Source organism: Aquimarina sp. AD1 (assembly GCF_003443695.1).
In the GTDB taxonomy this organism is placed as follows: Bacteria; Bacteroidota; Bacteroidia; order Flavobacteriales; family Flavobacteriaceae; genus Aquimarina; species Aquimarina latercula.
In genome coordinates this window covers 5,238,463-5,254,424 of record NZ_CP031966.1, presented here as the reverse complement: position 1 = coordinate 5,254,424, position 15,962 = coordinate 5,238,463, and the positions used below count along the sequence as shown (strand labels likewise).

The 15,962-nt window shown below is 35.1% G+C and carries 12 protein-coding genes and 3 tRNA genes; 1 reads left to right on the top strand and 14 read right to left on the bottom strand.

The features are described from left to right. Positions 1-321 precede the first annotated feature (321 nt). Positions 322-1,908 carry a peptide chain release factor 3 gene (locus tag D1815_RS22675; RefSeq protein WP_027393805.1) on the top strand — a complete coding sequence of 529 codons (1,587 nt, stop codon included), beginning with the start codon at positions 322-324 and terminating at the stop codon, positions 1,906-1,908. Between the two features lie 157 nt (positions 1,909-2,065). Here D1815_RS22675 and D1815_RS22670 read toward each other — a convergent pair whose 3' ends face one another. The 14 genes from D1815_RS22670 to D1815_RS22605 all read right to left on the bottom strand — a co-directional run bounded on the left by D1815_RS22670 (position 2,066) and on the right by D1815_RS22605 (position 15,946). Beyond that, positions 2,066-2,386 carry a DUF962 domain-containing protein gene (locus D1815_RS22670; protein WP_027393804.1) on the bottom strand — a complete coding sequence of 107 codons (321 nt, stop codon included), beginning with the start codon at positions 2,384-2,386 and terminating at the stop codon, positions 2,066-2,068. 133 nt (positions 2,387-2,519) lie between these two features. Beyond that, entirely contained in the window at positions 2,520-2,834 is a 315-nt protein-coding gene (locus D1815_RS22665) for a DUF3467 domain-containing protein (RefSeq protein ID WP_027393803.1), read from the bottom strand. Between the two features lie 70 nt (positions 2,835-2,904). Then, positions 2,905-7,203 (bottom strand): DNA-directed RNA polymerase subunit beta', encoded by a 4,299-nt coding sequence (gene rpoC, locus D1815_RS22660; protein ID WP_027393802.1) that lies wholly within the window; start codon positions 7,201-7,203, stop codon positions 2,905-2,907. Between the two features lie 100 nt (positions 7,204-7,303). Then, positions 7,304-11,113: a DNA-directed RNA polymerase subunit beta gene (gene rpoB / locus D1815_RS22655; RefSeq protein ID WP_027393801.1), complete on the bottom strand. Its 3,810-nt coding sequence runs from the start codon at positions 11,111-11,113 to the stop codon at positions 7,304-7,306. 129 nt (positions 11,114-11,242) lie between these two features. Next, entirely contained in the window at positions 11,243-11,617 is a 375-nt protein-coding gene (gene rplL, locus D1815_RS22650; protein ID WP_027393800.1) for a 50S ribosomal protein L7/L12, read from the bottom strand. Between the two features lie 68 nt (positions 11,618-11,685). Beyond that, positions 11,686-12,207 carry a 50S ribosomal protein L10 gene (rplJ, locus tag D1815_RS22645; RefSeq protein ID WP_027393799.1) on the bottom strand — a complete coding sequence of 174 codons (522 nt, stop codon included), beginning with the start codon at positions 12,205-12,207 and terminating at the stop codon, positions 11,686-11,688. Between the two features lie 15 nt (positions 12,208-12,222). Further along, the gene (gene rplA / locus D1815_RS22640; protein ID WP_027393798.1) at positions 12,223-12,918 is read right to left on the bottom strand and encodes a 50S ribosomal protein L1; all 696 of its coding nucleotides are present in this window, start codon (positions 12,916-12,918) and stop codon (positions 12,223-12,225) included. Positions 12,919-12,936: 18 nt separating this feature from the next. Then, a complete protein-coding gene (gene rplK, locus D1815_RS22635; RefSeq protein WP_027393797.1) occupies positions 12,937-13,374 on the bottom strand; it encodes a 50S ribosomal protein L11 in 438 nt (145 codons plus the stop codon). A 77-nt stretch (positions 13,375-13,451) separates the two neighbouring features. After that, the gene (gene nusG / locus D1815_RS22630; protein WP_027393796.1) at positions 13,452-14,006 is read right to left on the bottom strand and encodes a transcription termination/antitermination protein NusG; all 555 of its coding nucleotides are present in this window, start codon (positions 14,004-14,006) and stop codon (positions 13,452-13,454) included. A gap of 6 nt (positions 14,007-14,012) precedes the next feature. Continuing rightward, positions 14,013-14,210 carry a preprotein translocase subunit SecE gene (gene secE, locus D1815_RS22625; protein ID WP_027393795.1) on the bottom strand — a complete coding sequence of 66 codons (198 nt, stop codon included), beginning with the start codon at positions 14,208-14,210 and terminating at the stop codon, positions 14,013-14,015. Positions 14,211-14,300: 90 nt separating this feature from the next. Continuing rightward, positions 14,301-14,373: transfer RNA gene (locus D1815_RS22620), tRNA-Trp, on the bottom strand. A gap of 57 nt (positions 14,374-14,430) precedes the next feature. Continuing rightward, a complete protein-coding gene (gene tuf, locus D1815_RS22615) occupies positions 14,431-15,618 on the bottom strand; it encodes an elongation factor Tu (RefSeq protein ID WP_027393794.1) in 1,188 nt (395 codons plus the stop codon). A 58-nt stretch (positions 15,619-15,676) separates the two neighbouring features. Further along, positions 15,677-15,748: transfer RNA gene (locus tag D1815_RS22610), tRNA-Thr, on the bottom strand. Positions 15,749-15,873: 125 nt separating this feature from the next. Beyond that, positions 15,874-15,946: transfer RNA gene (locus D1815_RS22605), tRNA-Gly, on the bottom strand. Between the last annotated feature and the right edge of the window lie 16 nt (positions 15,947-15,962).

Below are 15,962 nucleotides of genomic sequence, written 5' to 3'. Positions count from 1 at the left end.
CGATGGTTTACAACAGTATATAAAAGCTTGGGTATAACCTTTATTTACCATTCATAAATATCTTAAACAATATTTATATTTTAAAAATACGCGATAAAGTTACGGTAAAACCGTAATCTATAATCTATACAAATATGGCACACATTAGAACAATTAACACTTAATTCCCCAAATTTTTTTCGTTTTTTCGATGAAATACACTTTTCGAACGGCGAAAAACGGTCAAAAACTATAACATTTCAAAATAACGTAGTTTTTAAGTGTCTTATCATCATTGTACATTTATATAGTATATTTGCAAACTTTAGCAATAGAACTACAATGAAATTCTCAGAAGAAATAAAGCGACGAAGAACCTTTGGTATCATTTCTCATCCTGATGCAGGTAAGACAACATTAACAGAAAAATTACTTCTCTTTGGTGGTGCAATTCAAGAAGCAGGAGCTGTTAAATCTAATAAGATCAAAAAAGGTGCTACCAGTGACTTTATGGAAATCGAACGTCAAAGAGGGATTTCCGTAGCTACTTCTGTATTAGCATTTGAATACCAGGGTGTTAAAATAAATATTTTAGACACACCAGGGCATAAAGATTTTGCAGAAGATACTTTTAGAACTTTAACTGCTGTTGATAGTGTAATAGTTGTTATTGATGTTGCTAAAGGTGTAGAGGAACAGACCGAAAAACTGGTTTCGGTGTGTAGAATGCGAAATATCCCAATGATTGTTTTTATCAACAAACTGGATCGAGAAGGAAAAGATGCTTTCGAGCTTTTGGATGAAGTAGAACAAAAACTTGGATTAAAGGTAACTCCTTTAAGTTTTCCTATAGGAATGGGATATGATTTTAAAGGTATCTATAATATTTGGGAAAAGAACATCAATCTTTTTAGTGGAGATAGTAGAAAAAACATTGAAGAGACCATTGAAGTATCCGATTTATCGTCTCCTGAACTTACTACTTTAATCGGAGATACAGCCGCAGATACCTTACGAGAAGAAATTGAATTAGTAGATGGTATTTATCCATCATTTGATAAAGAATTATATCAAAAAGGAGATTTACAACCTGTTTTTTTTGGTTCCGCATTAAATAATTTTGGTGTTCGAGAATTATTAGATTGTTTTATATCCATAGCACCTACTCCAAGAGCCAAAGAAAGTGATATAAGAGTTGTACAACCTGATGAAAAAGATTTCACGGGGTTTGTATTTAAGATCCATGCAAACATGGATCCTAAACACAGAGATAGATTAGCTTTTATTAAAATAGTATCAGGAACTTTTGAACGTAATGTACCCTATTTACATACACGACATAACAAAAAACTTAAATTCTCGAGTCCAAATGCATTTTTTGCAGAGAAAAAAGAAATTGTCGACATCTCATACCCAGGAGATATCGTGGGATTACATGATACTGGTAATTTTAAAATTGGTGATACATTAACAACAGGTGAAAAGTTAAACTATAAAGGTATTCCTAGTTTTTCTCCAGAACATTTTAGATATATTAATAATGCAGATCCGTTAAAATCCAAACAATTAGCAAAAGGAATTGATCAATTAATGGATGAAGGTGTAGCTCAATTATTTACATTAGAACTAAATGGAAGAAAAGTGATTGGTACGGTTGGCGCCCTACAGTATGAAGTAATACAATATAGATTAGAACATGAATATGGTGCAAAATGTACTTATGAAAATCTAAATGTACATAAAGCTTGCTGGGTAGAAGTTGAAGATGAAAGTAATGATGAATTCAAAGATTTCAAAAGAGTAAAAAGTAAATTTCTTGCTAAAGACAAACAAGGGCAATTAGTATTTTTAGCAGACTCTTCTTTTAGTTTACAAATGACGCAACAAAAATATCCTTCTATCATTTTTCATTTTACATCTGAATTCTAAACTTATTTTAAATAGCTTTTTAGAGCAATTAAAAAGGTAAACTACATAACTTATGCTTTTAAATTAAAAACGGATGAAATGCTTTTTATTTGATCCGTTTTTAATTTATTTATCAATAAAATTTATGAAAAAAAAATACTTATAATCAAAAACTATTTTAATCTTTCGAGCTATCAAACGCTCGTTTTCCCAAAAGAATTTCAAAAAATAATTTAAAATCTGAAATCAAACTCCAAAAAGGATATTTAAAAGTAGCAGGTTTATTCTTTTCAAAAAAAGCATGACCTACCCATGCAAATCCATAACCAACTAAAGGAACCAAAAACCACTTCCAACCCCATCCATTATATATAGCAATGCCTATAATAATAAAAACCAAAAAGGTCCCTACAAAATGCAAAGTCCTACTTGTCCTATTTTGATGTTCGGTAAGATAAAATCTATAAAATTCTGAATATGTTTTAATTCTTTCGGACATATTTTAATACGTTAAATAAAAGACGGTTTAAGATACTAAAAATATACTTCCTTATCAAACTCTAAAATATTCATGAAAAAACCCACTGTTAAAAAAAACAATGGGTTGCATATAATTTTATAAAAATATGTTATTATGCCTGTCCTGTAGGCCCAAAATTTAAAGGAATTGGTGGTTGATCATAATCCTTTATTTCGCCATGAGCAGCTTCAAACCTTGACACATTATCACCTAAAGCTTTTAATAATCTTTTAGCATGTTGAGGAGTTAAGATAATCCTACTCTTTACTTTGCTTTTAGGCCGTCCCGGCATAATATTAACGAAGTCTACCACAAACTCGGATACCGAGTGATTAATAATTGCCAAGTTACTATATACTCCATCAGCTATTGCATCATCCAACTCTATATTTAACTGATTTTGTTTTTGTTTCTTTTCCTCTGCCATTTTATATTATTTTACAAAAGCCAATAGCTTTCTAAAAACAGAAAGCCTGCCAATTGGCAGGCTTAACTGATTAATTATAATTTACTTCTTGTCTTTGTTCCATTCGATCTTCGAATTCTTCTTTAGAACCAACTATGATACTTTCGTAGTCTCTCATACCCGTTCCTGCAGGAATTCTATGTCCAACGATTACATTCTCTTTTAACCCTTCTAAATCATCAACTTTACCACTTACAGCAGCTTCGTTTAATACTTTAGTAGTTTCCTGGAATGAAGCTGCAGAAATAAATGACTTAGTTTGAAGTGACGCTCTTGTAATACCCTGAAGGATTGGAGTCGCCGTCGCAGGAGTAACATCTCTTGCTTCTACTAAGTTTTTATCTTCTCTTCTTAATATAGAATTCTCATCTCTAAGATCTCTTGGAGAAATAATTTGACCTGCTTTTAGGTTTTCACTATCTCCAGCTTCTTCTACCACCTTCATTCCGAAGATAGCATCGTTTTCTTGGATGAAATCTGATTTATGAACTAATTGATTCTCTAAGAAAATAGTATCACCTGGATCTTGAATTCTTACTTTACGCATCATCTGACGTACTACAACCTCAAAATGCTTATCATTAATCTTCACACCTTGTAATCGATATACTTCCTGTACTTCATTAACTAAGTACTGTTGCACAGCTGAAGGTCCTTTGATCTTAAGAATATCTTCTGGAGTCACAGAACCATCAGATAATGGCATACCAGCACGAACAAAGTCATTCTCCTGAACAAGAATCTGATTAGACAACTTCACAAGATACTTCTTGATCTCACCTATCCTAGATTCTACGATAATCTCACGATTACCACGCTTAATTTTTCCAAAAGAAACTACACCATCAATTTCACTAACTACAGCAGGATTGGATGGATTACGTGCTTCAAATAATTCCGTTACACGTGGAAGACCCCCTGTAATATCACCAGCTTTTGCTGACTTACGAGGAATTTTTACTAAAATCTTACCAACATTAATCTTATCATTGTCATCAACCATTAAGTGGGCTCCAACCGGAAGGTTGTAAGAACGAAGAACTTCGTCATCTTTACCCATAATTAATAGCGTTGGTATTTTTTTCTTATCACGAGATTCTGAGATTACTTTTTCCTGGAATCCAGTTTGTTCATCTATTTCTACTTGATAAGTAATACCTTGTTCAACATTTTCATAACTTACTTTTCCTGCAAATTCTGAAATGATCACACCGTTATATGGATCCCATTGACAGATACTTTGATCTTTCTTAACTGTATCTCCACTGTTAATAAATAACTGCGAACCGTAAGGGATTAAGTTTGTACTAAGTACGATCTTAGTTTTAGGATCTACAACCTTAACTTCAGAAGTACGAGAGATTACCACATCAATTTCATTTCCGTCAGAATCTTGACCTTTTACAGTTTTCAATTCATCTATCTCTGCCTTACCAGCAAATTTAGACTTCAATTGATTTTCTTCAGAAATGTTACTTGCAATACCTCCTACGTGGAATGTACGCAATGTAAGCTGAGTTCCAGGCTCTCCAATCGATTGAGCTGCCACAACACCAACTGCCTCACCACGCTGAACTGTTTTACCAGTTGCTAGGTTACGACCATAACATTTTACACAAATACCTTTTTTAGCCTCACAAGTTAATGCTGAGCGAACTTCAACGGATTCTACTGGAGAATTCTCAATGTTTTTAGCAGTTACATCATCAATCTCAACTCCTGCTTCTACAAGCACTTCCTGAGTTAGAGGGTTTATAACATCTACTAATGAAGTCCTACCGGTAATTCTAGCAGCAAGACCTTCAATAATTTCTTCATTTTTCTTCAAAGGAGTAACCTCTACCCCACGTAATGTTCCACAATCTTCGATATTAACAATAACATCTTGTGCAACATCAACTAAACGACGTGTAAGGTATCCAGCATCCGCAGTTTTAAGTGCAGTATCCGCAAGACCTTTACGAGCACCGTGTGTTGAGATAAAGTACTCAAGAATCGAAAGACCTTCTTTAAAGTTAGAAAGAATTGGATTCTCAATAATCTCTCCACCAGCTGAATTCGATTTCTTTGGTTTTGCCATTAATCCACGCATACCTGTAAGCTGACGAATCTGTTCTTTAGATCCCCTGGCTCCAGAATCAAGCATCATATATACTGAGTTAAACCCTTGCTGATCCTCTCTAATACGTTTCATTGACAATTCTGTCAATTCCGCATTGGTCGATGTCCATATATCAATTACCTGGTTATAACGCTCATTATTAGTAATAAGACCCATGTTATAATTAGCAACTATATTGTCTACCTGACCATTAGCATCAGCGATCATTTTATGCTTCTCTGCAGGAATAATAATATCACCTAAACTAAAGGATAATCCTCCTCTAAATGCGAAGTTATATCCTAACGTTTTAATTTCATCTAAGAAAGCAGCAGTTTCTGGTACACTAGTTACTTTTAAAATACCTCCAATAATATCTCTAAGAGATTTTTTGGTTAATACTTCATTAATATAACCAGCTTTTTCAGGAACTTTTTCATTAAATAAAACTCTACCTGTAGTAGTTTCTATAATTTTAGTTACCACTTCTCCATCTTCGATATCTTTTGTTCTAACCTTAATATTAGCGTTAATATCAAGACGTTTTTCGTTATAAGCAATAACTACTTCTTCTGGAGAATAGAACGTTAAATCCTCACCTTTAATTTCTAACTCAGGTGTTGATCTACGTGATTTAGTCATATAATACAGACCCAGTACCATATCCTGAGAAGGTACAGTAACCGGCGAACCATTAGCAGGATTCAGAATGTTATGAGAAGCTAACATTAATAATTGTGCTTCCAATATTGCTTCTGGTCCTAATGGTAAATGCACCGCCATTTGATCTCCATCAAAATCGGCATTAAATGCTGTACACACTAATGGGTGTAACTGTATTGCTTTACCTTCAATAAGTTTTGGCTGGAATGCCTGAATACCTAAACGGTGAAGCGTAGGAGCACGGTTTAGTAATACTGGATGTCCTTTAAGAACATTCTCCAAGATATCCCAAACTACAGGCTCTTTTCTATCGATAATTTTTTTAGCAGATTTTACTGTCTTTACAATACCACGTTCTATCAATTTTCTGATTACAAATGGTTTGTATAATTCTGCTGCCATATTCTTAGGAAGACCACATTCGAATAATTTCAATTCTGGTCCTACAACAATTACAGAACGAGCAGAATAATCCACACGTTTACCTAGTAAGTTCTGACGGAAACGTCCTTGCTTACCTTTTAAAGAATCCGAAAGCGATTTTAAAGGTCTGTTAGAATCAGTTTTAACTGCAGAAGCTTTACGAGTATTATCAAACAAAGAATCTACAGATTCTTGTAGCATACGCTTTTCATTACGTAAAATTACTTCTGGAGCTTTGATTTCCATCAAACGCTTCAAACGATTGTTACGAATTATTACACGACGATATAAGTCATTTAAATCTGATGTAGCAAAACGACCACCATCTAATGGTACTAACGGACGTAATTCTGGCGGGATTACCGGAACCACTTTAAGAATCATCCATTCTGGGCGATTTTCTCTATTCTTATTTGCATCACGTAAAGATTCTACAACCTGAAGGCGCTTTAAAGCTTCCGTTTTACGCTGCTTAGAAGTTTCATTATTTGCCTTATGTCTTAACTCGTAAGATAACTCATCGAGATCAATTCTTTTTAGAATTTCGATAAGACACTCTGCACCCATCTTAGCGATGAACTTATTAGGATCTGTATCATCTAGATATAAATTCTCTTGAGGAAGACTATCTAAGATATTAAGATACTCTTCTTCTGTAAGAAAGTCCATTTTCTGAACTGGCTCACCTTCTTCATTCTTTGCGATACCTGGTTGTATTACTACATAACGTTCGTAGTAAATAATCATATCCAGCTTCTTAGAAGGAAGACCTAATAAATATCCTATTTTGTTAGGTAGCGAACGGAAATACCAAATATGTGCAACTGGTACAACTAAATTAATATGACCAACACGATCTCTTCGAACTTTCTTTTCCGTTACTTCTACACCACATCGATCACATACGATCCCTTTGTAACGAATTCTTTTATATTTACCACAAGCACACTCAAAGTCCTTAACAGGTCCAAAAATACGCTCACAGAACAAACCATCACGTTCTGGTTTGTGAGTACGATAATTAATAGTTTCAGGCTTAAGAACCTCTCCCTGCGATGCTGCTAAAACAGACTCAGGAGACGCTAAACCTATAGAGATTTTATTAAATCTCTTTACTGCATTCTTATCATTATTTCTTGCCATAATATATGGTTACTTAAGAATTATTGTAATTTAATTTTGAATAACAAATAGTATAAACGCACCCTTTGATTACTCTCAGGGTACGATTTCCTAATCTATATTATTCTTCTAATCTGATATCTAGACCAAGACCTTTCAATTCGTGCATAAGTACGTTGAATGATTCTGGCAATCCAGGTTCTGGCATAGGCTCACCTTTAACAATACTTTCGTATGTTTTAGCTCTTCCTATAACATCATCAGATTTAACAGTCAATATCTCACGAAGGGTAGCAGAAGCACCATATGCCTCTAATGCCCAAACTTCCATCTCTCCAAAACGCTGACCTCCAAACTGAGCTTTACCACCAAGTGGTTGCTGAGTAATCAATGAATAAGGACCAATAGAACGTGCGTGCATTTTGTCATCTACCATATGACCTAACTTAAGCATGTAAATCACACCTACAGTTGCCGGTTGATCAAAACGATCTCCTGTACCACCATCATATAAATATGTATGACCAAATCTTGGAATACCAGCTTCATCTGTAAATTCATTAATCTGATCTAAAGAAGCTCCATCAAAAATTGGAGTAGCATATTTTCTACCTAATTTCTGACCAGCCCAACCTAGTACAGTTTCATAGATCTGACCAATATTCATACGAGAAGGTACCCCTAGTGGATTCAATACAATATCTACTGGTGTTCCATCTTCTAAGAATGGCATATCTTCTTCTCTTACGATACGGGCAACAATACCTTTGTTACCGTGACGACCTGCCATCTTATCACCTACTTTTAGTTTACGTTTTTTAGCAATGTAAACTTTAGCAAGTTTTATAATTCCAGAAGGTAATTCATCTCCCACAGAGATCGTAAATTTCTCTCTACGCAAGTTACCTTGTAAATCATTTTCTTTAATCTTAAAGTTGTGGATAAGATCCGCAACCATCTTATTAAGACTATCATCAGTAGTCCAAGTCCCTTTAGTAAGATGAGCATAATCATCAACACTATTAAGCATTTTTTGAGTAAACTTCTTACCTTTTGGAAGTACTTCTTCTCCTAAATCGTTAATAACTCCTTGCGAAGTTTTACCTCCAACGATTACGAATAATTTATCTACTAACTCTGCCTTTAATAATGCAAATTTAGCGTCATACGATCGCTCTAAGATTGAAATATCTTCTTTATCCTGAGAACGCTTACGCTTATCTTTTATCGCACGAGCAAATAATTTCTTATCTATAACAACACCGTGTAAAGATGGTGAAGCTTTTAAAGAAGCATCTTTAACATCTCCAGCTTTATCACCAAAGATAGCTCTTAATAATTTCTCTTCTGGTGTAGGATCACTTTCTCCTTTTGGCGTAATCTTACCGATAAGAATATCTCCTGGCTTAATCTCAGCACCAACACGGATCATTCCGTTTTCATCAAGATCCTTAGTCGCTTCTTCAGAAACATTAGGAATATCGTTAGTTAATTCTTCATTCCCTAACTTAGTATCTCTTACTTCTAAAGAGTACTCATCGATATGAATAGAAGTAAAGATATCATCTCTAACAACTTTCTCAGAAATTACGATTGCATCCTCAAAGTTATATCCTTTCCAAGGCATGAAGGCAACCTTCATATTTCTTCCTAAAGCAAGTTCTCCATTTTCAGTTGCATAACCTTGACATAGAACCTGTCCTTTATTTACTCTATCACCAACTCTTACGATCGGTTTAAGATTAATAGAAGTACCTTGATTCGTTTTACGGAATTTAATAAGGTTATAAGTTTTAGAATCACTATCAAAACTTACCATTCTTTGTTCTTCCGTTCTATCATACTTAATAGTTATCTTTTGTGCATCTACATACTCAACAACTCCTGCTCCTTCTGAGTTAATTAATACACGAGAATCTGAAGCTACTTGACGCTCTAGTCCTGTACCAACAATTGGTGCATCAACTCTTAATAATGGTACTGCCTGACGCATCATATTCGATCCCATCAATGCACGGTTCGCATCATCATGTTCTAAGAAAGGAATTAAAGATGCAGAAATAGAGGCAATTTGATTAGGAGCAACATCAGCATAATTTACAGATGATGGTTCTATCACCGGGAAGTCACCTTCCATACGAGCAATTACCTTATCACTTTGAATCTTACCATCTTCTTCTAACGGCAAGTTCGCTTGCATTATTAATTTTTCTTCCTCTTCCTCTGCACTTAAGTATCTAAACTCACTTAAATCTACTTTTCCATCTTCAACTTTACGGTAAGGAGTTTCTAAGAACCCCATTGAATTCACTTTGGCAAAAACTGCTAGTGAAGATATTAATCCAATATTCGGTCCTTCTGGAGTTTCAATTGGACATAAACGACCATAGTGTGTATAATGTACATCTCGAACCTCGAAACCAGCACGCTCTCTTGATAAACCACCTGGTCCTAAAGCAGAAAGTCGACGCTTGTGCGTAATCTCTGCTAATGGATTCGTTTGATCCATAAACTGAGATAACTGATTCGTCCCGAAGAAAGAATTAATTACAGAAGACAATGTCTTTGCATTAATCAAATCAATAGGTGTAAATACTTCATTATCTCTAACATTCATACGCTCACGAATTGTACGTGCCATACGTGCTAGACCAACTCCAAACTGTTGTGATAATTGTTCTCCTACAGTTCTTACACGACGGTTAGAAAGGTGATCAATATCATCAATCTCAGCTTTTGAATTGATTAACTCAATTAAGTATTTTATAATAGTAATAATATCTTCTTTAGTAAGCACTTGCTTATCCATTTCAATATTAAGACCTAGTTTTTTATTCATTCTATAACGACCTACTTCACCAAGGTTGTAACGTTGATCAGAGAAGAATAACTTGTCAATAATACCCCTTGCAGTCTCCTCATCAGGCGGTTCTGCATTACGTAATTGACGGTATATATGTTCTACGGCTTCCTTTTCAGAATTCGTAGGATCTTTTTGTAATGTATTATGGATTATCGCATAATCACCTTTCTGATTATCTTCTTTATGAAGCAAAATAGTTTTAGCTCCAGAATCCACGATCTCATCTAAGTGATCTTTATCAAGAACAGTATCACGATCTAATACAATTTCGTTACGCTCTATAGAAACAACCTCTCCTGTATCCTCATCTACGAAATCCTCATGCCATGTATTTAATACACGTGCCGCTAACTTACGCCCTAGTACTTTTTTCAATCCAGATTTAGAAACTTTTACTTCTTCTGCAAGATCAAAAATTTCTAAAATATCCTTATCTCTTTCAAACCCGATAGCACGGAAAAGAGTAGTTACTGGTAATTTTTTCTTTCTATCAATATATGCGTACATAACGCTATTGATATCTGTTGCAAATTCTATCCAAGATCCTTTAAAAGGAATTACTCTTGCAGAATATAGCTTAGTTCCATTTGCATGGAATGATTGTCCAAAGAAAACACCTGGTGAACGGTGTAATTGAGATACAACAACACGTTCTGCTCCATTAATACAGAATGTACCACTAGGAGTCATATAAGGAATTGTTCCTAAATATACGTCCTGTACAATCGTCTCAAAATCTTCGTGTTCAGGATCGGTACAGAAAAGTTTTAGACGCGCCTTAAGCGGAACACTATATGTAAGACCTCTCTCTATACATTCTTGCAAATCATATCTTGGTGGGTCTACAAAGTAGTCTAAAAATTCAAGTACAAATTGATTACGTGTGTCCGTAATCGGGAAATTTTCCATGAAGGTATTATAAAGACCTTCATTTCCTCTTTCTTCTGACTTTGTTTCTAATTGAAAAAAGTCTTGAAAGGATTTGATCTGTATATCCAAGAAATCAGGATAATCAGGTCTATTCTTTACGGAAGAAAAATTCAATCTTTCAGTTTGCGTTGCTAACATCAATGGACGGAATTAAATTAAAATTTAAAAAACAGCGTATTTTAATACATCATATTTATATACGCAAAATGGTTTAGACCTTAGAGAAAATTCTCCAGGTCTAAACCTCTATGTCAATATTTGGTAAGCTTACTTAAGCTCAACCTCTGCTCCAGCCTCTTCTAATTGAGCTTTAAGAGCTTCTGCTTCATCTTTTGCTACTCCTTCTTTGATTGCACTTGGAGCACCATCAACTAATCCTTTAGCGTCTTTAAGACCTAGACCAGTTAATTCTTTTACTAATTTTACAACTGCTAACTTAGCACCTCCTGGAGCTTTAAGAATTACATCAAATTCTGATTTTTCTTCTGCAGCTTCACCACCACCAGCACCACCAGCAGCAACAGCTACTGCAGCAGCAGCAGGCTCAATACCATACTCTTCTTTTAGTATATCTGCTAATTCATTAACTTCTTTTACAGTTAAGTTAACTAATTGTTCTGCGAAATCTTTTAAATCTGCCATTTTCTATCGTTTTAAATAATTTTTTTTAATTGAAATATAATTTGTTAAAAAGTGCGTACACGCTTAGATTATCCTTCTTTTTCGGATAATGTTTTAAGAATACCAGCAATAGTACCACCACTTGACTTTAATGCTGAAATAACATTCTTAGCAGGTGATTGTAATAAGCCAATAATATCTCCGATAACTTCTTCCTTAGACTTGATATTAACAAGTGCTTCTAGATTCTCATCACCAACAAAAATCGCTGACTCTACGAAAGCTCCTTTTAATACAGGCTTCTCAGATTTCTTACGAAACTCTTTAATAACCTTCGCTGGTGCATTTCCAGTTTCGGAAAACATAATAGAAGTATTACCTTTTAATACCTCAGGTAATTCTCCAAACTCCTTATCTGATTTCTCCATTGCCTTAGCAAGGAGCGTATTCTTAATTACTTTTAATGATACGTTAGCTTTAAAACAAGCTCTACGTAAATTTGAAGTTGTTCCTGCATCTAATCCTGAAATATCAGCTAAATAAATATTAGAGTTTTCAGCTAACTGAGCAGTTAAGTCTTCAATTACTTGTGATTTTTCTTCTCTTGTCATAATCGTATATCTTAATTACCCAGCAAAGTGCTTAGAATCAATTTCTAAACTAGGGCTCATAGTAGAAGACATATAAATAGATTTTATATATACACCTTTAGCAGCCACAGGTTTTAACTTCACCAATGTTGTTAATAATTCTTTTGCATTTCCCGCTATCTTATCAGCAGAAAAAGATGACTTCCCAATTGCAGCGTGAACGATTCCTGTCTTATCAACTTTGAAATCTATCTTACCAGCTTTAACATCAGAAACAGCCTTAGCTATATCCATAGTTACAGTACCAGTCTTTGGGTTAGGCATTAAACCACGAGGTCCTAAAACTCGACCTAATGGACCTAATTTACCCATCACACTTGGCATAGTGATAATCACATCTACATCAGTCCATCCACCTTTGATTTTATCAAGATACTCATCAAGACCTACAAAATCAGCACCAGCTTCTTTAGCTTCAGCTTCTTTATCTGGTGTTACCAATGCAAGAACTTTAACATCCTTTCCTGTTCCGTGAGGTAAAGTTACCACACCACGTACCATTTGATTAGCTTTACGAGGATCTACGTTCAAACGAACTGCTAAATCTACAGATGCATCAAAATTTACGTTTGTTATTTCTTTTACTAAAGCAGAAGCTTCGTCTACTGAATATGATTTATTCTTTTCAACTTTAGCTCTAACTTCTTTTTGCTTTTTAGTTACTTTTGCCATTTTCTACACGTTTTTGGATTAAAAAGGAGCTTGTCCTTTTACAGTTACACCCATTGAACGAGCGGTACCGGCTATCATTTTCATAGCAGATTCAACAGTAAATGCATTCAAATCTTGCATTTTATCTTCTGCTATTGCACGAACTTGATCCCAAGTAACACTAGCTACTTTCTTACGATTTGGCTCTCCTGAACCCTTTTTCGTTTTTGCTGCTTCCAGTATTTGAACTGCTGCAGGTGGAGTTTTAATTACAAAATCAAAAGATTTGTCTTTGTAAACATTGATAACAACCGGTAATACTTTACCAGCCTTATCTTGTGTTCTACCATTGAATTGCTTACAGAATTCCATGATATTCACTCCGGCAGCACCTAAAGCAGGTCCAACTGGTGGGGACGGATTAGCCGCTCCTCCACGTACTTGAAGTTTTACAACCTTACTTATCTCTTTAGCCATTTTTCTAATTTTAAATTAGAATTGTTCTATAAAGTGGAAGCAATAAGAACAATTCAGGATATATAATGTAACAATTATTATACTTTTTCTACTTGCATATAGCTTAATTCTAATGGTGTTTTTCTTCCAAAAATCTTTACCATTACCTCTAGCTTACGCTTTTCTTCATTTACTTTCTCTACTGTACCATTAAAACCATTAAATGGACCATCAATAACTTTAACCGTTTCTCCAACAGTATAAGGAATTGCAACATTATCAGTTTTTACAGCAAGTTCATCAACCTTACCTAACATTCTATTAATCTCTGCTTTTCTTAAAGGAACAGGATCTCCACCCTTTACTTCTCCAAGAAAACCAATAACTCCATTAATAGATTTTATTATATGAGGGATTTCTCCAGATAGGTTAGCTTCTATCATAACATACCCAGGAAAATACACTCTTTCCTTATTTATTTTCTTTCCGTTACGGATTTGCACCACTTTTTCAGTAGGAACTAAGATCTGAGAAACATAATCCTCCATACCCATATGAGCGATTTCTCTCTCTATATAGTCTTTAACCTTATTTTCTTGACCACTTACAGCACGTACTACGTACCATTTCTTTGTATTACTAACTTCAGCCATACTAATTTATGATTTAACTAAAGTAAAATAATACTCTATCAAATTACTGAATACAGTATCCACTCCCCAGATAGCTAAGGAAAAAATAACAGAAAATACAATGGTAACTAAAGTTAGTCTTTGTGCTTCTGCCCAAGGAGTCCAAGTAACGTGGTTTTTCAACTCGCTATATGATTCCGAAATATAATTTATTAATCCAGCCATCTTTCTATTCTTTTTAACGACAAACCTGTCACTTGAAACTTATCTTAAAATCATTATGCTTTTAAGCATATATAATTCAAATTTTCTAAGCACGGGTTGAGAGGCTCGAACTCCCGACACCTGGTTTTGGAGACCAGTGCTCTACCAACTGAGCTAAACCCGTATACATAAGTCAAGGTATTCGTCGTAACGAATACCTTTCCTTATATCATCTATATTATTAGTCTAAAATTTCAGTTACCTGACCAGCACCTACTGTTCTACCACCTTCACGGATAGCAAAACGAAGACCTACATTCATTGCAATTGGCTGAATAAGCTCAACAGTAATAGTTAAGTTATCTCCAGGCATTACCATCTCAACTCCATCAGGAAGCGCAATGTTTCCAGTTACATCAGTTGTACGAACGTAGAACTGAGGACGGTAGTTATTATGGAATGGAGTGTGACGTCCACCTTCTTCTTTCTTAAGAATATATACCTCAGCTTTGAATTTAGCGTGTGGTGTTACAGATCCTGGCTTAGTAATTACCATACCACGAGAAATCTGAGTTTTCTCAATACCTCTTAATAAGATACCAGCATTATCTCCAGCTTCTCCTCTATCAAGGATCTGACGGAACATCTCAATACCTGTTATAGTAGAAGTTAATTTCTCAGCACCCATACCGATGATCTCAACAGGATCTCCAGTGTTAGCAATACCTGTTTCTATACGACCAGTTGCTACAGTACCACGTCCAGTAATAGAGAATACATCTTCAATCGGCATTAAGAAATCCTTATCGATTTCACGTAATGGCTCCTCAATCCAAGCATCTACTTCTTTCATTAATTCTAAAACCGTATCAACCCACTTTTGTTCTCCATTAAGAGCACCAAGTGCAGATCCAGCAACTACAGGTCCATTATCTCCATCATACTCATAGAAAGAAAGAAGATCTCTAACTTCCATCTCTACTAATTCTAAAAGCTCCTCGTCATCAACCATATCCACTTTATTAAGGAATACAACGATTCTTGGAATACCTACCTGACGTCCTAAAAGGATGTGCTCACGAGTTTGTGGCATAGGTCCATCAGTAGCAGCTACCACTAATATAGCACCATCCATCTGCGCAGCACCAGTTACCATGTTCTTTACGTAATCGGCGTGACCTGGACAGTCAACGTGTGCATAGTGACGGTTAGCTGTTTGATATTCTACGTGAGATGTATTAATTGTAATACCTCTTTCTTTTTCTTCTGGAGCGTTATCGATAGTATCGAAATCTCTAGCCTCAGAAAGACCAGCATCTGCCAATACCTTAGTAATAGCAGCCGTTAAAGTTGTTTTACCGTGATCAACGTGTCCAATAGTACCAATATTTAAGTGCGGTTTGGAACGATCAAAAGTTTCCTTTGCCATAATTAATTTATTTAATCTTAGTTATATATTAGTGTTCAATTAATGCTTCTGAACCAAGAGCCAATGACGAGATTTGAACTCGTGACCTCTTCCTTACCAAGGAAACGCTCTACCCCTGAGCTACACCGGCTTTTTAAAGTACACAATGATAAACCAGAGTCCTTTATTTAACATAAAAAGAAAACCGATTCATCACATTCTATTTTAAAAATCCAATGCTAATAATGCATCAAGATTAGCTCTGTATTTTTTAAGAGCGGGAGACCAGGTTCGAACTGGCGACATTCAGCTTGGAAGGCTGACGCTCTACCAACTGAGCTACTCCCGCGATTTACAATTTTGAA